Source organism: Streptococcus sp. OMI750, assembly GCF_047463895.1.
GTDB lineage: Bacteria > Bacillota > Bacilli > Lactobacillales > Streptococcaceae > Streptococcus.
Map to the genome: position 1 here is coordinate 240,607 of NZ_JASHCZ010000002.1, position 25,032 is coordinate 265,638.

General features: G+C 42.0%; 29 protein-coding genes and 1 riboswitch. Of the genes, 5 read left to right on the plus strand and 24 right to left on the minus strand.

Features of this window, described 5'->3' with window-relative positions:
• Nucleotides 1–97: 97 nt before the first annotated feature.
• Nucleotides 98–1,225 carry an AI-2E family transporter gene (locus QM830_RS05730; RefSeq protein ID WP_414325931.1) on the minus strand — a complete coding sequence of 376 codons (1,128 nt, stop codon included), beginning with the start codon at nucleotides 1,223–1,225 and terminating at the stop codon, nucleotides 98–100.
• 74 nt (nucleotides 1,226–1,299) lie between these two features.
• Between QM830_RS05730 and QM830_RS05735 the strand changes: the two genes are divergently transcribed.
• On the plus strand, nucleotides 1,300–2,091 hold the full coding sequence (locus QM830_RS05735) for an ABC transporter ATP-binding protein (RefSeq protein ID WP_414325932.1): 792 nt from the start codon (nucleotides 1,300–1,302) through the stop codon (nucleotides 2,089–2,091).
• 340 nt (nucleotides 2,092–2,431) lie between these two features.
• Here QM830_RS05735 and QM830_RS05740 read toward each other — a convergent pair whose 3' ends face one another.
• From QM830_RS05740 to QM830_RS05770, 7 genes are all read right to left on the minus strand, one after another.
• Entirely contained in the window at nucleotides 2,432–4,486 is a 2,055-nt protein-coding gene (locus QM830_RS05740; RefSeq protein ID WP_414325933.1) for a cation:proton antiporter, read from the minus strand.
• A gap of 11 nt (nucleotides 4,487–4,497) precedes the next feature.
• Nucleotides 4,498–4,752 (minus strand): hypothetical protein, encoded by a 255-nt coding sequence (locus QM830_RS05745; RefSeq protein WP_003008329.1) that lies wholly within the window; start codon nucleotides 4,750–4,752, stop codon nucleotides 4,498–4,500.
• Complete coding sequence (locus QM830_RS05750) at nucleotides 4,745–5,302, minus strand: class I SAM-dependent methyltransferase (protein WP_414325934.1); 558 nt, start codon at nucleotides 5,300–5,302, stop codon at nucleotides 4,745–4,747. Before QM830_RS05750 ends, QM830_RS05745 begins: the two co-directional genes overlap by 8 nt.
• The gene (locus QM830_RS05755; protein ID WP_414325935.1) at nucleotides 5,286–6,245 is read right to left on the minus strand and encodes a TIGR01212 family radical SAM protein; all 960 of its coding nucleotides are present in this window, start codon (nucleotides 6,243–6,245) and stop codon (nucleotides 5,286–5,288) included. Before QM830_RS05755 ends, QM830_RS05750 begins: the two co-directional genes overlap by 17 nt.
• Nucleotides 6,246–6,302: 57 nt before the next feature.
• On the minus strand, nucleotides 6,303–6,953 hold the full coding sequence (locus QM830_RS05760) for a phosphatase PAP2 family protein (RefSeq protein ID WP_414325936.1): 651 nt from the start codon (nucleotides 6,951–6,953) through the stop codon (nucleotides 6,303–6,305).
• Entirely contained in the window at nucleotides 6,943–7,500 is a 558-nt protein-coding gene (locus tag QM830_RS05765; protein WP_414325937.1) for an ECF transporter S component, read from the minus strand. Before QM830_RS05765 ends, QM830_RS05760 begins: the two co-directional genes overlap by 11 nt.
• Nucleotides 7,501–7,719: 219 nt before the next feature.
• Nucleotides 7,720–7,869, minus strand: a riboswitch (FMN riboswitch).
• Nucleotides 7,870–7,950: 81 nt separating this feature from the next.
• Complete coding sequence (locus tag QM830_RS05770) at nucleotides 7,951–8,493, minus strand: tRNA (cytidine(34)-2'-O)-methyltransferase (RefSeq protein ID WP_009731498.1); 543 nt, start codon at nucleotides 8,491–8,493, stop codon at nucleotides 7,951–7,953.
• A gap of 332 nt (nucleotides 8,494–8,825) precedes the next feature.
• On the opposite strand from QM830_RS05770, the gene trkA reads away from it, so the two are divergent.
• Both trkA and QM830_RS05780 read left to right on the plus strand, forming a co-directional pair.
• Entirely contained in the window at nucleotides 8,826–10,190 is a 1,365-nt protein-coding gene (gene trkA / locus QM830_RS05775; protein WP_414325938.1) for a Trk system potassium transporter TrkA, read from the plus strand.
• Nucleotides 10,187–11,626, plus strand: a complete 1,440-nt coding sequence (locus QM830_RS05780) for a TrkH family potassium uptake protein (RefSeq protein WP_414325939.1) — start codon at nucleotides 10,187–10,189, stop codon at nucleotides 11,624–11,626. Before trkA ends, QM830_RS05780 begins: the two co-directional genes overlap by 4 nt.
• A 74-nt stretch (nucleotides 11,627–11,700) precedes the next feature.
• Here QM830_RS05780 and yidD read toward each other — a convergent pair whose 3' ends face one another.
• From yidD to QM830_RS05850, 14 genes are all read right to left on the minus strand, one after another.
• On the minus strand, nucleotides 11,701–11,943 hold the full coding sequence (gene yidD, locus QM830_RS05785) for a membrane protein insertion efficiency factor YidD (RefSeq protein WP_009731502.1): 243 nt from the start codon (nucleotides 11,941–11,943) through the stop codon (nucleotides 11,701–11,703).
• Nucleotides 11,940–12,671: a pseudouridine synthase gene (locus QM830_RS05790; protein ID WP_414325940.1), complete on the minus strand. Its 732-nt coding sequence runs from the start codon at nucleotides 12,669–12,671 to the stop codon at nucleotides 11,940–11,942. Before QM830_RS05790 ends, yidD begins: the two co-directional genes overlap by 4 nt.
• Nucleotides 12,661–13,230, minus strand: coding sequence for an SMC-Scp complex subunit ScpB (scpB, locus tag QM830_RS05795; protein ID WP_414325941.1), 570 nt, complete (start codon nucleotides 13,228–13,230; stop codon nucleotides 12,661–12,663). Before scpB ends, QM830_RS05790 begins: the two co-directional genes overlap by 11 nt.
• Complete coding sequence (locus QM830_RS05800; RefSeq protein WP_414325942.1) at nucleotides 13,214–13,933, minus strand: segregation/condensation protein A; 720 nt, start codon at nucleotides 13,931–13,933, stop codon at nucleotides 13,214–13,216. Before QM830_RS05800 ends, scpB begins: the two co-directional genes overlap by 17 nt.
• Entirely contained in the window at nucleotides 13,933–14,664 is a 732-nt protein-coding gene (gene xerD / locus QM830_RS05805) for a site-specific tyrosine recombinase XerD (protein ID WP_414325943.1), read from the minus strand. The genes QM830_RS05800 and xerD overlap by 1 nt, the downstream gene beginning before the upstream one ends.
• Nucleotides 14,661–15,122, minus strand: coding sequence for a cyclic-di-AMP-binding protein CbpB (gene cbpB / locus QM830_RS05810; protein ID WP_414325944.1), 462 nt, complete (start codon nucleotides 15,120–15,122; stop codon nucleotides 14,661–14,663). Before cbpB ends, xerD begins: the two co-directional genes overlap by 4 nt.
• Nucleotides 15,119–15,640 carry a metallophosphoesterase gene (locus tag QM830_RS05815; protein ID WP_414325945.1) on the minus strand — a complete coding sequence of 174 codons (522 nt, stop codon included), beginning with the start codon at nucleotides 15,638–15,640 and terminating at the stop codon, nucleotides 15,119–15,121. The genes cbpB and QM830_RS05815 overlap by 4 nt, the downstream gene beginning before the upstream one ends.
• On the minus strand, nucleotides 15,616–16,593 hold the full coding sequence (locus QM830_RS05820; protein ID WP_414325946.1) for a nucleoside-triphosphate diphosphatase: 978 nt from the start codon (nucleotides 16,591–16,593) through the stop codon (nucleotides 15,616–15,618). The genes QM830_RS05815 and QM830_RS05820 overlap by 25 nt, the downstream gene beginning before the upstream one ends.
• Nucleotides 16,590–17,384 carry a glutamate racemase gene (gene racE, locus QM830_RS05825; RefSeq protein ID WP_414325947.1) on the minus strand — a complete coding sequence of 265 codons (795 nt, stop codon included), beginning with the start codon at nucleotides 17,382–17,384 and terminating at the stop codon, nucleotides 16,590–16,592. The genes QM830_RS05820 and racE overlap by 4 nt, the downstream gene beginning before the upstream one ends.
• A 77-nt stretch (nucleotides 17,385–17,461) precedes the next feature.
• Complete coding sequence (locus tag QM830_RS05830) at nucleotides 17,462–17,707, minus strand: YneF family protein (RefSeq protein WP_003005109.1); 246 nt, start codon at nucleotides 17,705–17,707, stop codon at nucleotides 17,462–17,464.
• 55 nt (nucleotides 17,708–17,762) lie between these two features.
• On the minus strand, nucleotides 17,763–19,013 hold the full coding sequence (locus QM830_RS05835) for a diaminopimelate decarboxylase (RefSeq protein ID WP_414325948.1): 1,251 nt from the start codon (nucleotides 19,011–19,013) through the stop codon (nucleotides 17,763–17,765).
• Nucleotides 19,014–19,108: 95 nt separating this feature from the next.
• Nucleotides 19,109–19,795, minus strand: a complete 687-nt coding sequence (locus QM830_RS05840; protein ID WP_003008369.1) for a Bax inhibitor-1/YccA family protein — start codon at nucleotides 19,793–19,795, stop codon at nucleotides 19,109–19,111.
• 28 nt (nucleotides 19,796–19,823) lie between these two features.
• Entirely contained in the window at nucleotides 19,824–20,315 is a 492-nt protein-coding gene (locus QM830_RS05845; RefSeq protein ID WP_013904023.1) for an HDIG domain-containing metalloprotein, read from the minus strand.
• A gap of 82 nt (nucleotides 20,316–20,397) precedes the next feature.
• Nucleotides 20,398–21,144 (minus strand): TrmH family RNA methyltransferase, encoded by a 747-nt coding sequence (locus tag QM830_RS05850; RefSeq protein ID WP_414325949.1) that lies wholly within the window; start codon nucleotides 21,142–21,144, stop codon nucleotides 20,398–20,400.
• A 73-nt stretch (nucleotides 21,145–21,217) separates the two neighbouring features.
• Between QM830_RS05850 and QM830_RS05855 the strand changes: the two genes are divergently transcribed.
• Both QM830_RS05855 and yidC read left to right on the plus strand, forming a co-directional pair.
• Complete coding sequence (locus tag QM830_RS05855; protein WP_414325950.1) at nucleotides 21,218–21,496, plus strand: acylphosphatase; 279 nt, start codon at nucleotides 21,218–21,220, stop codon at nucleotides 21,494–21,496.
• A gap of 77 nt (nucleotides 21,497–21,573) precedes the next feature.
• Nucleotides 21,574–22,491: a membrane protein insertase YidC gene (gene yidC, locus QM830_RS05860; protein ID WP_009731514.1), complete on the plus strand. Its 918-nt coding sequence runs from the start codon at nucleotides 21,574–21,576 to the stop codon at nucleotides 22,489–22,491.
• 422 nt (nucleotides 22,492–22,913) lie between these two features.
• Here yidC and greA read toward each other — a convergent pair whose 3' ends face one another.
• Nucleotides 22,914–23,396 (minus strand): transcription elongation factor GreA, encoded by a 483-nt coding sequence (gene greA / locus QM830_RS05865; protein ID WP_009731515.1) that lies wholly within the window; start codon nucleotides 23,394–23,396, stop codon nucleotides 22,914–22,916.
• Nucleotides 23,397–23,459: 63 nt separating this feature from the next.
• The gene (mltG, locus tag QM830_RS05870; RefSeq protein WP_414325951.1) at nucleotides 23,460–24,974 is read right to left on the minus strand and encodes an endolytic transglycosylase MltG; all 1,515 of its coding nucleotides are present in this window, start codon (nucleotides 24,972–24,974) and stop codon (nucleotides 23,460–23,462) included.
• Between the last annotated feature and the right edge of the window lie 58 nt (nucleotides 24,975–25,032).

The following is a 25,032-nucleotide window of genomic DNA, read 5'->3' on the forward strand; positions in this document are numbered from 1 at the left end:
TATTTTAACACATTTCAAAGCGCTTGTTGACTTTTTATCGGCATTTTTTCAAAAAAATGTACAAAAAAGACTCTAAGGCCCATATAGGCGTTAGAGTCTATGATTTATTGATGATCCCAAATTCTTCTTTTTTCTTCTGTTCCTTGGCAGCCCGGTGATTATCATATAGATTGGCCAAGAATTTCACGATTTCTTTTCCTATTGAATAGACTGGAATGGCGACAACCATACCGATAATTCCGTAGATATTGCTAGAGAGCAACAAAAGAACCATAATGGTGATCGGGTGAACCTTCATGACGCCTCCAACAATACGTGGATAAAGAATATTTCCATCGATCTGCTGGATAATCAACATGTAAATGACTGCTTTGATCATCATATCCATGTCTGTGAAGGCATAGGTGATAATCATTGGAATCAAGCCGATGGTTGGTCCTACATAGGGAATCAAGTTGGCCAGTCCAGAGAAGATGGCAAAGACCAAAGCGTATTTCAAGCCAATAAAACTATAGCCAATGTAGGCTAGTGTTCCAATGATCAAGGCATCGATTGAAATACCACTTATATAGCGGGAGACCGTTTCATTCAAACTAACCAAGAGGGTTGAGATGTTGAGTTTGTCATTACGTAAAATGGTTCGCTCTAGCATGGGCAATAACTTCTTCCCATCGATCAAGAAATAAACCAAGAAGACGGGGGTCATGATCAAAATAAAGACCGTATTGACAATGGTGTTAACCACACTTCCTAAACTGTTGGTCACACTATTCAAGAGATTTTGTAGGATATCCACATAAGAGAGATTCAACTGCTGAATCGTCGATTGGATATTCACATTCTGGAACAAAGGGTTGGTCGAGAGTTTTCGAACTAAACTTTGGACTTCCCAATACAGGCCTTGGGTCGAGTTGATCAAGCTGGTTAACTGATTGATTAAGATGGGGAGGAGATAAACAATCCCCAAGCCCACGATGCCAAATAAGACCACCAAGGTAATCAAAATCCCAAATACACGCTTGATTTTAAGGTGTTTCTCCAACAATTCCACAACTGGATTGGTAATATAGTATAAAAAACCTGCAATTAAAAATGGTAAGAGGATGGTATTCAGAACGGATACAAATGGAGAAATCAAGGTGCCCATCGATTTCCAAATATAGAAAATCACCGTCAATAATAAAATCTCACATGTCCAGAATAACAATTTACTATTTCGAAACATTCCTTACCTCCTACTTCCTATTCTACCATATTTTATGATAGAATAGAGGGGATTTTAATCAAAAGGATGAAGTTATGAATAATTTGATTGAACTACAAGACGTCAATTTGATCCGAAATGGAAAAGCTCTTTTAAAAGAGCTCAACTGGCAAGTAAAAGAAAATGAATGCTGGGCCATCTTAGGTCTAAATGGGGCAGGAAAATCAACCCTCCTCAAACTATTGATGTCAGAATACTGGGCTAGTTCCGGTCAGATAACCGTCCTTGGAACTCGTTTTGGAGAAGGGGGAATTCCTGAATTACGAAAGCGCATTGGGATCGTTAGCTCCTTTATTTCAGAAAGATTGCCAGAGCATCTCCTAACGGAGCAAATTGTCCTCACTGGTCAATACAAGAGTAGTATTTTATATGCTACTTATGGGGAGGAAGAACTGAACTGGGCACGAGAAATGTTGGCGTCGATTGGGGCTAGCTCTTTGATCGGCCGCAAATACCGTGACCTTTCCCAGGGCGAAAAACAAACGGTCCTCATTGCACGAAGCCTCATGGATCAGCCAGATCTGATCATCTTTGATGAAGCCTCGAGTGGACTGGACCTCTTTGCCAGAGAAAAACTACTCCATCACATTCATCAGATCAAACAACTGGATCATGCTCCAACCATGATCTACGTCACCCACCATGCCGAAGAAATCACCAAAGATATGACTCATGTCCTCCTACTCAAAGATGGACAAGTTGTGGATCAAGGACCAAAAGATCAAATTCTAACACCAGATGTTCTCAGCCAGTTTTACCAAGCTCCTGTTTCTCTTATCGATCTAGGAGACGAACGGCTCTTTGTCAAACCAGAAATCGCACACTGAACAGAAAGTAAATAAAGCAAAAAGTGCTAAGATTCTCATCTTGGTACTTCGAGAGTATAGACAAACAGTTCTTCTGTTCAAATCTAATAAATTCTATAAAAATAAAATAATTTAATCGTTAGAATTATTCAATCATCTACTGAAACTTTCCGCCGTGAGAAAAGTGCTAGAAACACGGTTGTTTCTAGCACTCGGAATTATTGAGACCTTAGGCTCAATAATTAGTCATGGAACTTCGTAGAAGTTCGCTGACGTCCGTACTCACCTAAGGAAAGTTTTTAAGATGACTTTGACTTCAATCTGAAAAGTGCTAAGATTCTCATCTTAGCACTTTTACTTTTTATCGATTCCGTGCATACTCGATCATATCATATGGGAGAGTATTGGCACTTTCTCTTAGGGAATAGCTTTCTAATTCATTGACATTTTGGCGCATGCGACGAGCTTGCTTAGCAGTAATCAGGTGTTGCGCTTCGTATTCAAAAATAATCTTGCGCTCTAAATAATAACCTCGCAACATTTCATCAATATTGTTCGGTTTCACCCGGTTAATAACCCGCTCCACAAAGGCTCCACTAGTAATAATGGCCGTCTCTCTCAGACGAGATTCTTGCAGGTAAGAGATCAGACTACTCCGATAAACACCCTTGAGGTCTTCCAAACTTTCAATGATGATTTCCGTATTGGCCAAATAAAGGGCCGCAATCTGGTCATAATCAATGGCTTCTAACTTCCTATCCTCTATTATCCACCAAGTTCGCAAGCCAGAACCTAATGTTAAGATCTCATGGACCAGCAAACGCAAGAGGCGGAAGGAAACCAAAAGGTAATAGGTTAGACGAGAGGAGAGATTGCGATTGACACGTTGTTCCATATTGTGAAGATAGCGTTGGTAGACGCGGTAGCCACGCTCTCGAATCATCCCTTCTTCATAAGCCTGTTCCAAGCCATCACTTTCAATACTCAAAATCAAGAGCTTCAACTGCTCCCAGTCCTTTTGGATGAGCTTGTTTTCCTGACTTAAAATCAAATTTTCAATCCGACCATGGTAGTTATCAATCGCTGCATACAAGGGGCCCTTATGCTTACTATTCTTTAGCTCTGCTTCTAATTCCATGACAACATCATTCAAAATCGCGATCTGCATTAGGTAATCATTGGTTTCTTCCTTGTCTTCTGACAATTTTGGGAGCACCATCAATCCTGTAATAAAGCTAACAAGGGTAACTCCTGCCACTAAAAAGAGCAGGATAGGATATTCTTTTTCGATCTTAGTTGGGATCAAAAGAATCGTCGCAATCGAAACCGTTCCCTTCACACCGGAGAAGGTCAGCAGTAAGGCATCTTTTAGATAATTTCGAACCGACTTTTTGAGACGAAGGGTTCGAAACCAGTAAAAGAGATAAACCATGACAAAGCGAATCAAAAATAGCAAAGCTGTCAACACAAAGACCGAAAGAAGCAAGAGAAGATTATTATAAATCGAGCTGCTTAGGATCGGCTTAGCAATCATTTCCAATTCCATTCCCAAGATCACAAAGACCGATCCATTTAAGATAAAGTTGACTGTATTCCAGACAGTATGACTGACAGTATCTACCCGTGCTTCCAAAAGGGTAATATGCTTAAAGCGACTGGCTTTGAGGATCCCGGAAACAACCACGGCGATAATCCCGGATACATGAAGTTCCTCCGCTAAGAAAAAAGTCAACAGAGGAAGACTGAGTTCTAATATCAATTCACTGGCGATATCACTGGCACGAACACTCAAAAGTAACTTTTGCAACCATCGATTCACAAAGGCCGTCAAGATTCCTACCGCAAATCCTCCAATAATGGAGATTACTAAGGAAACGCCTGCCTCTCCAAGGGAGAAACTTCCGGTCGCAAGGGCTGCCAAGGCTACTCGAAAGGCAACTAGACCTGAGGCATCATTTAGTAACCCTTCTCCTTTTAAGATATTCGAAACCCGCTTTGGAAAGGTAAAACGCTCAGACAGAGAAGCAAAGGCTACTAAATCTGTAGGTCCGAGGGCCGCACCCACTGCCATACAGGCTGCTAAAGGAAGACTTACCCACAAGGAATGGGCAGCCCAACCCAAACTAATGGTTGAGATAAAAATCACTGGGAAGATCAAATAGAGAATGATACGCCAGTGCTTTAAGACGGAAGTGATATCTGCTTCTTCTGCCTCCCGAAATAAAAGAGGACCAATGACCAAAGCCAGAAAGAGCTCAGTATCCAGATGAAAATTTTCTTCTGGGATAAAGAGGGCCCAACCAATCCCCAGTAAGATTTGGAGCAAGGGCAGAGGAAGACTCGGCACAAGCTTGTTGGTAGCATTTGAAGCGATCAAAATCATCGAAAAGATCACTGCATAAAGGAGTAATTCCATAGCACTCCTCCCTAACGTTCTTGGCAACAGGTCTCAAATTGCTGTTTCAACTCCGCAATCTTTTGGTCAGTCTTAGTTACATCCTTGTGCTCAATCTTCTTTTGACAGCGTTCCATCTCAAGCGAAACCAATTTCTTTTTTATTTTTAGCATCTTTTTGGTCATATGGGCTTCGTCAAAAAAACCTGTTTCTCGCTCGTGGATGGTTGATTCGACAAAATGATGTCTCATCCCTTCAATTTTGTTCTTTAAATATTCTTTATCCATGACGGTAGCTTTCTAATTTTTCGATCATCACCAAAAACGGTGGCTGATTCACTTGATTCAGTGTCCGGTAGATGGTCGCTGTATATTCTTTTTGTGGGAGCTGGCCGACAAAGTCCAGCACCGCATCGCGCTCGATGTCTCCCCCTTCATGACCATAATAGATCATCATAGCCATTCGCCCTCCTTTTTGTAGGCGAGCACAGATTTTCTCCATCGCTTCAATAGTGGTAGCTGGAAGGGTGATGACTGATTTATCCGCAGATGGCAGATACCCCAGATTGAAAATAGCTGCTTTGAGGGTCTCTACATATTGGTCCACATGCTGGTGGCCATCCAAGATCAACTGGACATGTTGAAGCCCCAACTTGTCCAATTTTTCTTGAGTGTTTGCAAGTGCCTGCTCTTGAATATCAAAGGCATAGACCTGACCTGCTAATTTGGCTAAAAAAACCGTATCATACCCATTTCCCATAGTCGCATCCACCACCACATCTTCTTTGGTGATCACTTCTGCTAAAAATTGATGGGCCATTTCAAGCGGTCGTAACATCAGCACTCTCCTTTTCTTCTAGCTTACATCCTTGGGTACTTCCACGGCGACGCATTTCGGTTTCAATAGCATTTAAAACTTCCCATTTGTTGAGGCTCCACATGGGACCAATTAGCATATCACGTGGCGCATCCCCTGTAATCCGGTGGATGACAATCTGTCTCGGGATGATCTCTAGTTGGTCACAGATAACCTTGACATACTCCTCCTGGCTCATGAGTTGAAGGCGTCCTTCATGGTAGTCCCGTTGCATGCGTGTATTGGTCATCAAATGCAAGAGGTGCAACTTAATCCCATCAATCTCATTGTCAGTCACACAACGGCGAACATTTTCCACCATCATCTCATGCGTCTCCCCAGGAAGGCCATTGATCAAATGGGAGACGATCTCAGCCTTAGGCACTTGTTTGCGAATATGCTTGACTGTTTCAACATAGAGGTCATAACTATGAGCCCGATTGATTAATTCTGAAGTCGCTTCATAGGTGGTCTGAAGACCTAACTCAATCGTCACATGCATGCGCTCGGTCAACTCTGCTAAGTAGGCTAAGGTATCATCAGGCAAGGAGTCCGGACGCGTACCAATGTTGATTCCTACAACCCCTGGCTCATTGATGGCCTGCTCATACCGCTCTCGAATGATCTCGACCTTATCGTGCGTATTGGTGAAATTTTGAAAATAAACCAAATATTTCTTCACATCTGGCCATTTCCGATGCATAAAATCAATTTCTTTGTAAAATTGTTCCCGAATCGGAGCTTCTGGGGCCACAATAGCATCTCCAGAACCCGAGACCGTACAAAAAGTACAGCCACCATGGGCGACTGTTCCGTCTCGATTGGGACAATCAAAGCCAGCATCAATAGGGACTTTAAAGGTCTTTTCTCCAAATAAATTTCGATAATAATCATTCAAGGTATTATAGGATTTCATACCCTTCATTATAGCAAAAAAAGAGTCGAACTCAAAACACGAGTCCAACTCTAATTGCTTAAGATGTTACTTTTGTTTTCCAGTAAATCGCCATTGAAAGCGCAGGCGATCATACAAAGGGTACTCAAACTGCAAGACAGCAAAACCAAGGATCATACTACCAAGAACATCTGATGGGTAGTGAACACCTACATAAATCCGGGAGACCACAATGGTCACAATTCCCAGAACCAGCAAGCCTTGAAGACAATAGCGAGCTGTTTTGTTTTTTACATGCTGGCCAACAATGATGATTAAGCTTCCCAAAACAAGAGTCGATGCCAGTGAGTGGCCGCTCGGGAAAGAAAAGCCTTTTTCCTCTACTAGATGAAGAAGGGCTGGTCTCGGTCTCTGGTAGATATTCTTTAGAAGCAGAACCAAAAGGCCTGTCAAAACCAGATTGCTCCCAAGAAAGAGGGACTCACTGTACCATTTCTTATAAGCAAAAACAGCTAGAAGAAGACCGACCCAGATCACAATAACCTTTGTGTCCATGACATGGGTCACCTTGGTAAAGAAGGTTGTCATTGTTGCAGGCAGGTCTCCCCGAATAGCAGATTGAATGCTGCTATCAAAGCCAGTTAATTGTTGCGGGTAGAAACGAATCACATACCCTAGAATGACAAAAATGAGAAGGGCGAAGCTTGCCTTCGCCCAATGTTGTTGTTTATTTTTCATATCTTTTCAAAATCGGTTGCAAAAGAGTGTAGATCAACCAAAATGCTATGGCCCAAATTACTCCTTCGATCAGGTTAAACGGTGCAACCATTGTAGCTAAATAGTGAACAAGCCCTAGTGTTTTCGAAATATCATAGTTCATAAAACGAGCATACAAAGGGATTGCATAGACATAGTTCACCAATACCATCGTGATACTCAAGCTGATCGTTCCGACAATCGTTGCCAGGACAAATCGACCACTGGTCCGTCTTTTATTCCAAATCCATGCAAAAGCAAGGACAAAAACTAGGACTGCAATGATATTGATAGGTAACCCGATCAAGGTTTCAAGTCCCTTATTATTAAGAGCTAATTTAAGAACAGATCGGATCAAGGTCACCCAAATGGCACTTTTGAAATCCAACAAGACCAAAGCCAATAAGATGGCGATGATACTTAAATCAATTTTGAAGAAATCTATCACGAAAGAAAATTGATAGAACATCAAAATAAAAGATAAAGCGGATAAAACAGCCACAAGGGTCAGTTTACGTGTATTTGTCATAACAGGTTCCTCCAATTTTTAAAAAATTAGAGAAGCTGGAAAGACGTCTACCCCATCATTCTATTCTAAACTATTTAAACAAAGCTTAAACTAGAAAACAATCTAGTCACTTTAGCTGCTCTCCATTGACAAATCCCGCAAGTAAGTCCCTAGACCCCAAGGTTCCTGTCTCATTGCGTCAGCTCTAAACAGATCAGAATAGCTTTTAGTCTATTCGTCTCTCGTCTTCTCCCATCCAGACTATACTGTCGGTTGTGGAGTCTCACCACATCAGCTTATGCTCGCGGACTTCTTTAAGTATGAGGAAAAAACACTTTCCAAGTTAAAGTCACCGCCGGTCGGGAATTACACCCTGCCCTGAAGACCCTTTTATGATAACAAAAAAAACTTGCCAAGGCAAGTTTTTGTAATGTCATAGATTACACCATTCGGATTTTTTATTTTCTTTGGTTATTTGAGCTTATCTTGCTCATACTGGTGAGTTAACTCAAGTCCTTTGAATCCTTGCTGACGAAGTGCTTCGTAGATGATCATACAAACGGTATTAGAAACATTTAAACTTCGCACATGCTTGTCATTCATCGGAATGCGAATAACCTTTTCTTCGTGCTGACGCATAAAGTCTTCTGGCAAACCTTTATCTTCACGGCCAAATAAAAAATAGTGGGACTTTCCATCCTGATAGGAAACATCTGAATAGGTCTGATTGGCAAACTTGGACACCAAGTGCACCTGCCCATCACTTGCCGCCTCCATAAACTCTTCTAGGCTATCATAAAATCGGACATCCAGCTTGTCCCAGTAATCTAGTCCAGCCCGCTTCATCTTGCGATCGTCAATCGGAAAAGCCATGGGGCGAATGATATGCAAAGGAGAATTGGTCGCCGCACAAGTTCGTGCAATATTTCCCGTATTTTGTGGAATCTGAGGTTGGAACAAGACAATGTGATTTTGAGCAGCTTCCTCTTGATAGTCCAGTTCTTCAATATTCATACTCGATCCCTTTCTGATAAAAAAATAGCCACACTGCCCGGAGTCAAGCTCAGCAAACAGCGTGGTTACAGCTTCATTAACTTAACTCACAACAGGTTTGAGGTAAATCAACGAAGGTACTTTCTTAGTATAACACTTTTGAAGCTCCTGTCAATAGTTTTTTTAGATTTTTTTAAGAAACTTTTTCAGAGCCTTCAATCCGTTTTCATTCTCCTCTTTTTTTAATTTTCCTACTTTTTCTCTGCCTTGTAAAATTCCCATAGAAAGTCCTTAAAAAAGATGAATTTTTCTTGAAAATAGAGTATGATAGAAACATACTCTGGAGGTAATCTATGAAAATTATTGTTGTTGGTGGAGGAAAAGTTGGAACAGCCCTTTGTCGTTCTCTCGTTGCTGAAAACCACGATGTTATTTTAATTGAGAAAGACGAATCCGTTCTAAACCATATCACCAAACGGTTTGACATCATTGGGATTCTAGGAAATGGAGCCAACTTTAAGATTTTGGAGCAAGCAGATGTTGAAAACTGCGATATCTTCATTTCCATGACCGAATACGATGAAGTTAATATGGTTTCTGCTGTTTTGGCCAAAAAAATGGGAGCCAAAGAAACCATTGTCCGGGTACGCAATCCTGAATATTCTAATTCCTACTTTAAGGAAAAAAATATCCTAGGCTTCTCTCTGGTTGTCAATCCAGAATTGCTGACTGCTCGTTACATTGCCAATATTATTGATTTCCCAAATGCGCTTTCTGTGGAGCATTTTGCAAATGGTCGTGTAGCCTTGATGGAATTTAAGATCCGACCAGATAGTAATCTCTGTAATATGAGCCTGTCTCAATTCCGCAAGAAATATGGAAACGTCATTGTGTGTGCTATCGAACGGGGAAATGAGCTCACGATTCCAAACGGAGACTTTGTTTTACAACCTCAAGACAAGATTTTTGTGACAGGAAATCGGATCGAGATCGTCCTTTTCCACAACAATGTCCGTCCTCAAGTCATTAAGAGCATGATGATGATTGGTGCCGGCAAAATTGCCTACTATTTGCTCAATATTCTCCAAGATGTCCGTCGAAAGATCGATCTCAAGGTCATCGAGGTCAATCGCAAACGAGCTGAATTCTTTAGCCAAGAATTCCCTGACCTCTATGTGGTTCATGGAGACGGGACTGCTAAGGATATTCTCTTAGAAGAAAGTGCCAACAACTACGATGCTGTGGCCACTTTGACAGGAGTTGATGAGGAAAATATCATCACCTCCATGTTCCTAGATTCTATCGGCGTCAAAAAGAACATCACCAAGGTTAACCGAACCAGCCTGTTAGAGATTATTGGGGATCAGGATATGACCAGTATCGTCACTCCAAAACGCATTGCTGTGGATACCATCATGCACTTTATTCGTGGACGCTACAATGCACAGTTCTCAAACTTAGAGGCTCTACACCATGTTGCAAATGGCCGGATCGAAACCTTACAATTCCAAATCAAGGAAGATAATAAACTAACCCAAGGGCCACTATCCGAATTGAAATTGAAAAAAGGGGTTCTAATCGCTGCGATTATTCGAAATGGCAAGGCTATTTTCCCTAATGGAGATGATCATTTAATGGTGGGAGACCGAATCATCGTAACCACCTTGATCCAAAATGTTACCAAGATTTACGATCTACTTGAGAGGTCAGCCAAATGAATAGAAGTATGATTCGTTACCTCTTGTCCAAACTCCTCTTAATCGAAGCTGCCCTTCTCCTTGTTCCTTTGACGGTAGCTACGATCTATCAGGAACCTGCTAAGGTCTTTATCTCTATTGGAGCAACCATGGCCATCTTACTTGGACTTGGATTTCTTGGGAGTTTTCAAAAACCCAAAGACTTTCATATCTATGCCAAGGAAGGAGTCCTAATTGTGGCCCTCTGTTGGATCTTATGGTCCTTCTTTGGTGCCCTTCCCTTTGTTTTTTCCGGACAAATCCCAAACATCATCGATGCATTCTTTGAAATTAGCTCGGGCTTTACAACAACAGGGGCAACGATTTTAGATGATGTCAGTGTCCTTAGTCACTCCCTTCTCTTTTGGCGCAGTTTTACCCACTTAATCGGAGGGATGGGAGTATTGGTTTTTGCTCTGGCTATTATGGACAACAACAAGAACAGCCACCTGGAAGTCATGAAGGCAGAAGTTCCTGGTCCAGTTTTTGGAAAAGTGGTTTCCAAATTAAAAAGCACGGCTCAAATCCTGTATTTCTTGTACTTGGGTTTGTTCTTCCTCTTTGTCGTCCTTTATTTCCTTGCCGACATGCCCCTTTATGATAGTTTTATCATCGCCATGGGGACAGCTGGTACTGGGGGCTTTACCGTCTTTAATGATGGGATCGCTCACTACAACAGTAGTCTAATTACCTATTTGGTCAGTATCGGGGTCTTGGTCTTTGGGGTTAACTTTAATCTCTACTACTTCCTTATGATCCGAAAATTCAAGGCCTTCTTTAAAGATGAGGAATTGCGGACCTACATCACTATTGTAATCCTATCTAGCGTATTGATTGCCTACAATTGCCTTCACCTTTATGCTAATGTTGCGAAGAGCTTTGAGATTTCCTTCTTCCAAGTTTCTAATATCATCACCACGACCGGTTTTGGTTATGGGACAACGGAAAAATGGCCTCTTTTCTCACAGTTTATCCTCTTGATGCTGATGGTGGTCGGTGGTTCTGCTGGCTCGACTGCTGGTGGGCTAAAAGTCATTCGCTTCTTGACCTTATGGAGAATTGCTAAAAATCAGGTGCTTTCAACCTTGTCTCCCAATCGGGTTCTGACCCTACATGTCAATGATACCGTACTCGATAAGGACACCCAACACCGGATCCTTAAATACTTTACAATATATAGTTTTATCATGATCGGCTTACTCTTTGTAGTGAGTCTAGACAATAATAACTTTATGACGGTTGTCAGTGCTGTCTTTAGTTGTTTCAACAATATTGGACCTATGATTGGTACGGGTCAAACCTTCTCCATCTTTAGTCCGATTTCAAAACTCTTACTTTCCTTAGCCATGATTGCCGGACGACTTGAAATCTATCCAATAATTCTTCTCTTCCTCCCTAAAACATGGTCAAAACGCTGATAGACAGCTCTTGTACAATGAAACACCCTTAGAAAAATAATTTCTAAGGGTGTTTCTGTATATTTACGATCGTCCTATTTTGATTCTTCATTTCGTCTCAGACTAAAGTGGTCTGGTAAGGGATCTGGTCCCGCTTGGCTTCCAGGATGGCATCGAAAGATCCTCGCAATCCCCATCAAGACACCTTTTGCTCCAAAGCGCTCAATCGCTTGGATCATATAATTGGAACAGGTCGGTTGAAAGCGACAAGAAGGCGGAAAAATCGGAGAGATCCATTTTTGATAGCCTCTAACCATAGCAATCAGGATTTTTTTCATGCTTTTTTCGATTTAGTCACAGCTAGATTGTGCAACTGGCTAATTTCTTTTTTGTTCAAGCGACGGTATTCACCTGGACGAAGGCCTGTAACATCCAGGTTCCCAAACCTAGTCCGAGATAGTTTGTCCACCAAAAGTCCTACAGCTTCAAACATCTTTTTGACCTGGTGGTTGCGCCCTTCATGAATGGTCAACTGAACCACTGAACGGTTCTTTTCAACATCCACTTTTAAGATCTCGTAAGTCGCTTGCTTGGTTTTCTTGCCATCAATGGTCACCCCTCGTGTTAAGGGACGCAAGTTTTCCTTGTTGGCAATGCCTTTGACACGCGCCACATAGACCTTATCAATTTCATTGCGGGGGTGGATCATCTCATCTGTAAAATCGCCATCATTGGTCAAAATCAAAACACCAGATGTATCCCAGTCTAAACGTCCTACTGGATAGATCCGTTCAGGGACTTGAGACAAGAGGTCAACAACCGTTGTCCGCCCCTTATCATCAGATACACTAGAGATGACGCCGCGTGGCTTGTTTAAAAGATAGTAGACCTTTTCCTCATTATAGATTGGAGTGCCCTCAACCTCAACCTGATCACCGGTTTTAATGATGGTTGCTAGCTCTCGTACGACTTGGCCATTAACCGTTACCAAGCCTTGCTTGATCAATTCTTCAGCCTTTCGACGGCTAGCTACACCTGCATGGGCAATATATTTGTTAATTCTCATCTAGTTCCTCTGTTCTCTCTGAAAATAATTGACCTTCCTCTGGATCAATGTCCACTTCCTCAACCTTCGGCAATTCATCCAAATGATTGATCCCCATATAATCCAAAAAATACTCCGTCGTGACATATAAATTGGGGCGCCCGAGGACTTCTTTTTTCCCATCCTCGCGAATCAGATCAAATGACAGTAGTTTGGCAATGGCACCACTGGAATTGACTCCCCGAATATCATCGACCTCTACACGGGTGATTGGCTGTTTATAAGCAATGATCGACAAGGTTTCAAGGGCTGCTCGGGACAAACTTTGGTTCATTGGAGTTCTAGAATAGTCTCGTAAAACTGATGCATAGTCTGCCTTTGTCACCAGTTTATAACGGGAAGCTGTCTCCATCAAACACAGACTCGTATCCGTGTCCTCTTGGTATTTTTGGCTTAATTTATCTAAACTTTGCACCACACCTGTGGGAGGTATAGAGAGAATCTCTGCGATTTGTCTGGCAGTAATCCCTTCTTCACCAGCTACAAACAAGAGTGCTTCAATTTCAGCTAATTTGCTCATGTTCAATCCTATTTAAGTAAATTTCTCCAAAAGCCCTATCCTGGACCACCGTTACTTCTTGGATCTTGATCAATTCAAGAGTTGCAAGAAATAGAGTAATGACCTCTTGGAGATCCGCTGCTTCTATAAATAAGTCCTGTAAAAGAACTTGTGAGCGATCTTGGAATCGGTGACGCAGCTGGTCCATCAAATCCTCAATCTTGTATTCATCTTTTACAATAGTCGTATGGTTCTGACGGAATTCTTCTTTTTTCTTGGTCAATAGTTTTGAGAAAGCCAAGTAAAGATCCACCGTTGTACGATCGTGAAGCAATTCCGTATCGTCGTAGACCAATTCCATCTTGGGTTTTGAATAATAAAGGGCGCGCTCCTCATGCTGAGAGGCCATCAACTCCCCTAATTGTTTATAGGTTCGGTATTCTTCTAATTGTGAGAGGAGATCCTGTTCCAGATCCTCCGCGTCATCCATCTCCTCTGCTAGTTTAGGAAGGAGTCGTCGGCTCTTGATCAAAGTCAGTTGACTAGCCATCAGCATGTACTCACCTGCTACTTCTAGCTTCATAGCCTGGAGAGTCGCCAGATAGGCCAGATACTGTTCAATCACTTCAATTAAAGGAACCTCATAGATATCCATTTGGTACTTAGAAACCAAGTGGAGCAAGAGGTCCAAGGGCCCTTCAAAATCTTTAATTTTAATATCCATTATTTATATTTTTCTAATGTCACCATCGTTTTTAGACCCAATTCACGCGCGATACTAAAGAGATCCACACCGAGTTCTCGTTGTTTCAAAATATATTGTTCGCGAATCGATTGCGCCGAAAGATCTTGGTTGCCTTTTTCAATCAAGAAGGCTTCTAATTGCCGGAATCCCCACTGACGAGAGTAGGATTTCCCTTTATTATCAAAGAGATAGACACCATCTAGGAAGAGTTGCAACTCTTCCAGTAAAGGTTCCGGAACTTTTAAGACCCGTTTTTGGCCATCCTTGCCCACTCGAATCACGTGAAAGTCTAGCTGAATGTCTTCAACCTTGACTTGAAGGATCTCACTTGGCAATAAGCCCATCTCCAGAATCAATAAGGCCATCAAACGTCCCTGTGGGTTGGTTGATGCGTCCCAAAAATGGTCCAAATCCAACAATTCACGATCATGGGTCTTGACCGGTTGAATTTTCGGCAAGACCAAACGATGGTATTCAGGAATAAATTGTTCTTGATACAAATAATATAAAAACTGGTTAACAGCGGATAATTTTCGTTTTTGAACCGCCGGCTTAAAATCTTTGATAGAAGCTTGATAAATTCTCAAATTCGTCGGCGTCACTTTTCCATGAATCGACTCAACAAACTGGTCCAAATCATAGAAATAGGCGGACTGAGAATTTTCACTTAATTCTTTTTGATCAATAAAACTTGCAATAAATTCTTTCATTTTGGAATCATCTCGTATTCATTTGAAAAATCATGCATGAGCGAATTGATGGCTTTCAGAATCGATTTCCGTGTAATAATCCCTTGGAAATAGCCTTCTTCATCCACCACCGATAGGAAGGAGTCGTCCACCAACTTATGAAGGACTTCCGTCAAATTGAAGTCCAAGCCAATAACACCGACTTCCTTCTTTGCGACATTTACGATATCCATTGAAGCATACGTCTCCTCAGGAATCTCGTGTTGCAATTGATAGGATAGAATATCTGTCAGTGAGATCGTCCCTACGAACTTGCGTTCAGCCGTTACCACCGGAATGCGACTATAACTAATCTGGCTCAGGAGCAAGATTGCATGGTCCACATTATGGGTATCGATCAAGACCGCTAAATTTTTGGCAGGAGTCAAGAACGTCTCTTCCTGCGCCAGCAAGAAACGTTCGAATTCCTTTGCTATCATCTGTTAAACTCCTTTGTCAATTCAGGGTACAATTCATGATCTCGCGTATAATACTCTACCTTGAAGTTCGAATCAGTTATCTCTATCTTGGCATACAAACACTCTCGAATCAGACCACGAGGTTGGCTAACAGATCCAGGATTCACAAAGAGGGTTCTTCCTTCCTTCCATGCATCCGGGATATGAAGGTGGCCGTAAAGACAGATATCTGCTTCCTCCTCTTGGGCCCACAAATCCAATTTTTGAAAACTAAAATTGATCTGGAAGAGATGCCCATGGGTCTGGATGATCCGTGTTGGGCCCAGTTGGGTCACCAAACGCTCCGGATAGCCCTCATAAAAATCCATGTTCCCTTGGACAACGTGGATCCCTTCCCAAACAGGATCGTCACTCTTTAGTTCAGAATCCCCATTGTGAAAGATCCCATCGACCTTGCCTTGGTATTTGTCTTTAATAGCTTCTACGATGGAACGGTCTCCATGCGAGTCACTCATCACGATGATTGTTTGCTTTGCCATGATGGAAATACCTCCAATAACTTTTTAACAGCTAAAGCACGATGCGATTGTGTATTTTTTTCTTCTAGCGTTAATTCTGCAGCAGCACGGCCAGTTTCCCCAACTAAGAAGAGAGGATCATAGCCAAAGCCGTGTTCCCCTTTGGGCTCAAAATTAATATAGCCAGGCCAATCAGCCTCAACGACTAAGCTTTCCTTATCCGGTCTTGCAACTACCAAGGTCGTATGGAACTGAGCTGAACGATCTTTCAAGTCAAAAACCATGGCTAATTCGTGCAACAATTTCGCATTGTTTTCCGCATCTGTCGCACCAACTCCCGCAAAGCGAGCGGACCAAACTCCTGGTAAGCCTCCCAAGATATCCACCTTCAAACCTGAATCATCCGCTAAGACTGTTTTCCCAGTTAGCTCTGCAATCGTTTCAGCTTTTAGGCGGGCATTCTCTTCAAAGGTCATTCCTGTTTCTTCGACTTCAGGAAGCTCTGGGTATTGATTAAGATTCTCTACTTCAAAACCTAGCTTTTCAAACATATTACGGAATTCTTTGGTTTTTCCCTCATTTCGAGTCGCAATGAGAATCGTATCTTTGACCTTGTCTTGCCCTAAAAAAGCTTCCAAATCCACCCCATCGCTTGGCAAATGCAAATAGAGCAATTTCCCCTTTTCAACCAAGAGCAAGGCACCTTGACGCTGAATAATTTCAAAAGATCTTCCCTTGACTTCATTCAAGATTTCCATCAAAAAGGTTAGGAAACGAAAGGCTGATCCATAGCGCATCACCGATAGATTGAGAGGAAATCCTTCAGGATCCTTGGCAAAGAGAAGTTCCAGCTGGTCTAACAGAGTGGAAGCTTCCGCAGGAACTTGACTAAATTGGTTGTAGTCTGCATCTTCTCCCCATTGGGCAATATACCAATCTTGGGAATCTTTGTATTCAAATAGTTTGTCACTCATAAATTCACGTGCTCCACATTCACTGAACGTTCTAGCCATTTTTCGGCAATCGCTGCAAAGCTATTAGCATTTGCAGTGGTATAAAAGCGATGGGTTTGCTCTAAGAGTTCACGACTCTTATTGAGCTCAAAATAGTTTAGTAAGACCGAAATATCTCGAACACACTCTGCCCCACTGTCAATCAATTTAACATCCGGTCCCATGACATTTTGAATAATGGGTTTCAACAGAGGATAATGGGTGCATCCCAAGACCAAGGTATCAATCTTCCCAACTAGTGGTTTTAGGGTTTCGTAAACCACCTTTTTGGTCACACTGGATGCCAACTCGTTGGATTCCACTAAAGGAACAAACTTGGGACAAGCTAAACTGGTGACTTTCATATCTGGTGCCAGACTTTGAATCTTCTCTTTATAAATTCCAGAAGAAACCGTCATCGGTGTCCCAATGACCCCAATTTTTTGATGGGTCGTTGATTTAATAGCTGCAGAAGCTCCGGGCAAGATCACTCCCAAAACAGGAATATCAAGTTTTTCCTTGACTTCTTCCCAAACAACTGCAGTTGCTGTATTACAAGCTAAGACAATCATCTTGACATTTTGGGTCAAAAGGAAGTTCACCATCTGCCAAGTATACTCGCGAATTTGATCTGCTGGTCTAGGACCATAAGGTGCACGTGCTGAATCTCCAATATAGACGACATCTTCGTGAGGAAGCTGACGGAGCAATTCGCGGACAACGGTCAGGCCCCCTACTCCAGAATCTAAAAAACCAATCGGTCGGTTATCCATATCTCTTCCTTCCAAAAGGAGGGACTAAGAAATTCCTCCAAGCCCCTCTCATTTATTATCGTGAGATTGCCCCACTCTTATTTTTTCTTGTTTTTCGCCATTGCTGATTTTTGTTGGTTCACAATTTGGCGATAGACCTGTTGAACTTTTGCTTCGCTTGGACGTTGGCCACTCGCACCCAAAAGAGTCCGAACTGCTTCAACATTCAAACGTGGGTTTGATGCAAATTCTTTTTCAAATTGACGACGAAGCAAGAACATTCCTGCAACCATCCCACCAAAGAAAGCTAAAATGATCAACAAAATTCCCAAAAAGAGATTCATACATTTTTCTCCGATCCATTATTTTTACATAACTATCATTATATCAGACAATCGCTTATTTTTCAATGTCAAAGCCGTAGAGTGTCGCAAGATAATCTTCTGGTTTTTCTGCTCGACGAATCAAACGGGCCTGCCCATCTTCTTGAAGGAGGACTTCGGCGGATCGTAACTTGGCATTGTACTGATACCCCATTGAAAATCCATGGGCTCCGGTGTCATGGATCACGAGCAAATCTCCAATCTCCGTCACTGGTAGTTCTCGTTGTTTAGCAAATTTATCGTTATTTTCACAGAGACTTCCCACGACATCGACCACTTCAGTCGGTCCATCTGGACGATCCATATTGGTAATATGGTGATAAGCACCGTACATAGCCGGTCTCAGAAGGTTCACAGCTGAAGCATCGACACCCACATAGGTCCGGTAGGTTTTCTTTTTATGCGTCACTCTGGTTACCAAAAGACCGTGTGAAGCTAGCATAAAGCGGCCAAGCTCTGTATAGATTTTTACATGACCAAGTCCTGCCGGTTTGAGAATCTCATCAAAAACGCGGTGCACGCCTTCCCCAATAATAGCAATATCATTTGGTTCTTGCTCTGGCTTGTAGTTGACCCCAACTCCACCAGAGAGGTTGATAAAGCCCAAATGGACACCTGTTTTCTCGACGACTTCCACTGCCAATTCAAAAAGTTGACGCGCTAGCTCTGGATAGTAATCGTTGGATACTGTATTAGAAGCTAACAAAGCGTGAATGCCAAACTCTTCCACACCTAGTTCTTTCAACTCGATAAAGGCTTGGATCAATTGCTCCTTGGTCATTCCAAACTTGGCTTCTTCCGGATTGTCCATAATATCAGTTCCCAGTTCAAAAACTCCACCAGGATTATAACGGCAAGAAATAACCTTGGGGATGCTAGTCACAGACTTCAAGAAAGCAATGTCTTCATAGGCGTCCAGATTGATCGTCGCTCCTAATTCTCTAGCATAGACAAATTCATCAGCTGGCGTGTTGTTAGAAGAAAACATGATCTCTTTTCCACTAAAGCCAAGTTTATCTGCCATTAACAATTCGACGTAGCTGGCAGTGTCAACTCCACAGCCCTCTTCTTGCAAAATTTTTAGGATCGATGGGTTCGGAGTCGCCTTGATGGCAAAGTATTCTTTAAATCCTTCATTCCAAGCAAAAGCTCGATGGAGGGCACGAGCCGTTTCACGAATTCCCGCTTCATCATAGAGATGAAAAGGGGTAGGAAATTTTTGGGTCAGGCTTTCTAATTGTTCACGGGTTACAAAAGGTGTTTTCATAAGTACTCATTTCTATTCTTTAGTCACTATTAGTATAGCACAAGTCGGAAGACAAAAAAAGCCGAGGCTATTGCCCCAGCTCAATCTCTCTTTGATTAGTCGTTTCTTCCGAAGATACGAAGAAGGCTGATAAAGAGGTTGATAAAGTCAAGATACAGTTCCAAAGCCATGGCCACTGCCCAGCCTGTCGCAGGTTGACCATTGGTTTGATCATAGACATAGCGGATTTTTTGGTTATCCCAAGCTGTCAATCCTGCAAAGAGGAAGACAGAGATAATACTCAAGATATAATCCATACCAGAACTTCTCAAGAACATGTTCACAACAGAAGCGATGATCACACCGATCAAGACTCCCATCAAGGCACGTCCCATTCCAGAAAGGTCTTTTTTCACGACGCGTCCGATAGCACCCATGACAATAAACATCAAGGCACTGACCAAGAAAGCCTTATAAACCGTCGCTTGCATGTAGCGAGCAATGATAAAGCTCAAGGTAAAGCCATTCAAAGCTGAGTAGATCAAGAAGATCGGAAGAGCAGACGGGCTATTTTTAACAGCCTTCCCACTGGCAACAAAGACCAAGATCAATTCTACAACAACTGCTGCATAGTAAACCATTGGTGCTGTTGTCAAGATTTGAACGAAGAAATCTTGAAAGACTGTCATCATCAGGCCAGACACAAGGGCTGAAATCCCAACACCAATTCCTACTAATGAATAGATTTTGTTATAAAAAGCATTCAATCCACTTTGTTCTTGGATTACTGAATCATTATACATATAAACAAGTTCCTTTCAAATTTGTTTACTATGATTTTAACATTTTTCGATGAAAAAATCTCCTTTTGGCCATCTTTTTACGCCAAGGTTCTGAAGCTTCCTTAACAGCCCAGTATTTATCCACCATGGTCACCACGAAGGATTCTTTGTAGCGAGGCGGAGCAAGGGTAGCCCCCCACATGTGTTTAATGATGATATCTTCTTCCTTAGCATTAAGATCTGTAATCTTTCGCGCATTTCTCACGGCAATGCGTGGATGGATCCAGGCGTGACTCTTGGTAAACTTAGTCTCGCGCCAATCATAGTAAAAGAGGTCATGTAAAAGCCCACCCCGAGCCGTACTTTTAGCATCCCAGCCAAATTTTTTAGCCAGTTTATAACTAGTATAGCTAACATGAATGGAATGCTCCAAACGATTGGAATGAATATGATGGGGGATGTCGGCTAATTTTTGAACCTTAGGGTGCTGAATCAACTGTCCCACATAGGTCATGTATTCTTTGTCACGATGATATTGCATCAGATCACCACCTTTCCTTGATAGGCTCTCCCAATAAGATTTCCACCAATTTCTTTTTTCAACTTAAGTATACTGCTTTTTCTCAAAAATTCCTTAAATGAAACATCAAAATTCCAGCAGCTACTGCAACATTCAAACTCTCAGCTCGACCCGGCATGGTAATATGAACCAGCTGGTCGGCTCGTGTAGCCATTTCTGGACTGATGCCCTTGCCTTCATTTCCCATTACCAAAATCAATTGATCAATCTGAGGGAGCTGACGGTAATCGATGGAAGCTTCTGAAAGCGTCGTTGCAAGAACTGCTAGATGAGATTGCATAGCTCGTTCCAATAGTTCTTCTCGGTCCATTTTCCAGATAGGAAGATGGAAATGACTTCCCTGCATGGATCGAAGAGTCTTGAGACTAAAGAGATCTGCGGATGCTTTCGAAATCATGACACCATCAAATCCGGCTGCATCTGCTGTTCGAATCATGGTTCCCACATTACCTGGATCTTGGACATCCTCCAAATAGAGGTAACGACCTTGTAACTGATCTGGAAGTTCTGGCTGCTCCAGAGCGATCTCTGCGACAATTCCTTGAGGGGTCTTCGAATCAGCCAAGAGACTCAAGATCTCCGAAGTCACGACAGTGACGTTTTGGATATTCTCTACCCGGTCTAAATAAGCTTCTAAAACAAAGACCTGACGAATGATCGCCTGATTTTCTAGTGCCTCTTCAAAGAGATGCCAACCTTCAATGAGATAGGAATCTGTCCGATATTTTTTTTGATGTAATTTTTTAGCATTTTTGATTACATTATTGGATTTAGACGTTATAATATTCATAGACCTATTATAGCACAAAGAAAAAGAAGAAATCATGCCTCAGATAGATTTCTTCGAGTCAAGGAGGATGCACATGCAAAAGGTAAAAATGATTGCCCAAGGACGGGTTCAAGGAGTTGGTTTTCGCTGGGGAGTCTACAGTCTTGCTTTAGAGATCGGTGGGATCACTGGCCGTGTCTGGAACAATGACGACGGGACGGTTAGTATTCTAGCTCAGGCAGAGTCTAGCAGTCAAATGGCCAAATTCATCCAAGAAATACGCAAAGGCCCTACGCCGTTTGCGCATGTGACCTACTTGGATGTTACACTAGCAAATTTTGAAAACTATAAGGACTTCAAAATTACAAATTAAGGCCAGCGAACTATTGTGTATTTTCAAAAAAAACAGTAGAATAGAAAGGTAACATTTTAAAAAAGAAGGAACGATTTGTGAAAAAAAATAAACTTGCATTATTTGCATCGATGGGACTAGCCTCGCTTGTCTTCTTATCTGGATGCGTGAGTGTCGATCGGAAAACTGGAAATCCAACAGGATTAATCTGGAATCTTCTTGGCCGTCCAATGGGCGAAGCCATCAAGTTCTTTGCCAACAACCTCGACTTAGGTTTTGGGATCGGGATTATTATCGTCACCTTGATCGTGCGCTTGATCATCTTACCACTTGGTTTGTACCAATCATGGAAGGCAACCTACCAATCTGAAAAGATGAACTACTTGAAGCCTATCCTTGGACCAATCCAAGAGCGCATGAAGAACGCTAGCACACAAGAAGAAAAGCTATTGGCGCAACAAGAATTAATGGCTGCTCAACGTGAAAATGGGGTCAGCATGTTTGGTGGAGTTGGGTGTTTGCCACTCTTGATCCAAATGCCATTCTTCTCTGCCCTCTTCTTTGCTGCCCAACATACTAAAGGGGTAGCAGATAGTAGTTTCCTTGGCATTGCTCTTGGAAAACCAAGCCTGCTCCTGGCAGCTATCGTAGCGGTTCTCTACTACATCCAAAGTATGCTTTCTCTTCACGGAATTGAAGATGAAAGCCAAAAAGAAAGCATGCGTAAAGCATCGCTGATGAGCCCGATTATGATCGGTGTCTTCTCATTGATCTCTACAGCCGGAGTGACGCTTTACTGGGTAGTCGGTGGGGTGATCCAAATTATCCAACAATTTGTCATCAACTACTTGATTCGTCCAAATCTTCGCAAGCGCGTTGCTGAGGAATACAAAAACAACCCTCCAAAAGCGACCAGTCACCGTGTGAAAAAAGACGTTACACCAACTACAACGACACAAATTCAACACAAACCAAAAAACAACCGCAATGCAGGAAAACAACGCAATAGAAAGTAGTACAAGATCCTAAATTCTAGCGGAATTACTTAAGCACTTGAATCCTCTAGTTCAGGTGCTTTTTTGATCCCTTTCAATCAGTCAACGAAACAGTTTCACCCTCACAAGGGGATTAAGAGCACAAAAAAACAAGCCCTCTAGGAGTGCTTGCTTTAAGACCGTTTTTACCTAAGTAATGTTAAAAAATAAAATGATATAAACTATTAGGTTCATAGAGCAGATACCGAAATTTTCCGCCGTGAGAAAAGTGCCTGAAACAATTATGTTTCAGGCACTAGGGGAGTTTTAAAACCTTAGGTTCAAAACTAAGTCATGGAATTTCGTAGAAGTTCGCTAACGTCCGTACTCACTTAAGGAAAGTTTCTAAAAGGACTTTATCTTTAATTTGAAACAGGCCCCCTAGGAGAGCCTGCTCTTTATATTTACGCTGTTTTTTCTACGTTCAAAATTTTCACTTGGTAACTTCCAGCTGGTGTTTCAACAGTGACCACATCACCTGTTTTCTTACCAATCAAAGCATGACCGATTGGGCTTTCGTTCGAGATCTTTCCTGCAAAGGCGTCTGCTCCTGCTGAACCGACGATGCTGTATACTTCTTCATCTGTTTCGCCAACTTCTTGAACTGTAACGGTTTTTCCGATCGCTACTTCGTCTACAGCAACTGCATCGCTATCGACGATTTCAGCATAGCGGATTTTAGTTTCCAAGCTCGAGATTTGACCTTCAACAAAAGCTTGTTCATCTTTTGCTGCTTCGTACTCAGAGTTTTCTGAGAGGTCACCGTATGAACGAGCGATCTTGATTCGTTCTACCACTTCCGGTCGACGAACCAATTTCAATTCTTCTAATTCTTGTTCCAATTTTTCTTTTTCCGCTAGGGTCATTGGGTATGTTCTTTCTGCCATTATTCTTCTCTTTCTCTTTCTATTATTTGAATGAAAAAGCTGTGGACGCGCCACATGCTTTTCCTAGTTTGAACTTGCTTGTGTCAATTTACTATTGACGTGTTCTTCTACATTTTTATTGTGTTCTTCAAATGTCTTAGCGAAGAAGACTTCACCATTTTCGACATTTGCTACAAAGTACAAATAATCGGTTTTACTTGGATTTACTGCTGCTTCAATCGCTGAGACTCCAGGATTGTCCACTGGGCCAGGCATCAAGCCAGTATTCTTATAAATGTTGTATGGGGAATCTATTTCTGTATCGATCGTTGCGTCTTCTTTTAAGGTTGTCTTTTGCCCAAGTTTGCCTTCTGCATAAAGGATAGCAATGTTACTTTGCAACGGCATATCTTGGTTCAAACGATTATAGAAGACACTAGCGATATCTTTACGGTCCTGGTCTGTCGCCCCTTCTTTTTCAACCAAGGAAGCAAGGGTCAATACTTCATTCACATTGATGTTCTTGCTTTCAAGTGTTTCGTAGTATGGGCTTAAGTTTTGATCCATGGCCGCAAGCATCTGATCAATCATTTCATTTACTGTGGTATCTTTCCCATAGTTATAAGTCGCTGGGAAGAGGTAACCTTCCAAACGGTAACGAACACCAGAGTCCTTACTTGGCAGGTTAGCCAAGAGTTTTGGATATTTGGCCACCATCTTCTCAATAAAGGCATCATCTTGGACAGCCTTCAAGAAATCTTCTTTCTTAAATGGAGTCTTGCCTGCCTTCTTCGTAGAGACATCAGATGTGATCGCTGTTGCAATCTGATCAATGGTATAGCCTTCAGGAATCGTCACCTTACCAAGAACTGGAGCTTGAGGAGTTTTGGTTCCCTCTTCCTGCAGTTTTTGGATGATGGTTTCTAAATCCATGCTCTTTTGTAAATTAAAATAGCCTGACTGGAAATTGCTATAGTTTTTAAACTTGGTATAGTAGTTAAAGAACTGGCCATTTTTAACGAGTCCTTTTTTCTCAAGGATCGCTCCAATTTCACGATTACTTGAACCTGCGGGAATTTCAACCGTTACAAATTCTGTAGCATTTTTATCCATTGGCTTTACTGCTGAATGAATATAGGTCACGGCAAAGATCCCGGTAGCCACGATCACGATCAACAAGAGGCTGACCACTGTCCGCACGATACGTTTGGCGATTTTATTTTGTTTCTTTTGTTTCTGTTGACGTTTGTTGCGAGAAGAACGTGTTAAGTTTTCCTCCACCGGTTTCTGACTTGGTTCTTTAAGAGCCAGCTTTGTAGGCTCGCTCTTTTCTTCCACAGTAGGACGGACCGCTTCTTGCTCCACTAGATCTGCTTGGGAAGCTGAAGTCGATTCTTCTACTTTCAGAGGTGGTGTTGTTTCTTCCTCCTCTTTTACTGAAGTAGGAGTTTCAACCTCTAGATCCGGTAGATCATACTCTTTTTCAATCTTTAAAAGTTGCTCATTGGCCTCTTCTAAATCTCTGAGGATCTGTTCTTTGAAGCTTAATAACTTCTCACTTTCTTGTGATTTATCAGTCAAATAATTGACCTCCCTCATCATAATCCTTAATATTATATCTTAAAAGATTTAGAAAAGCAATACAAATCGCCTTTCT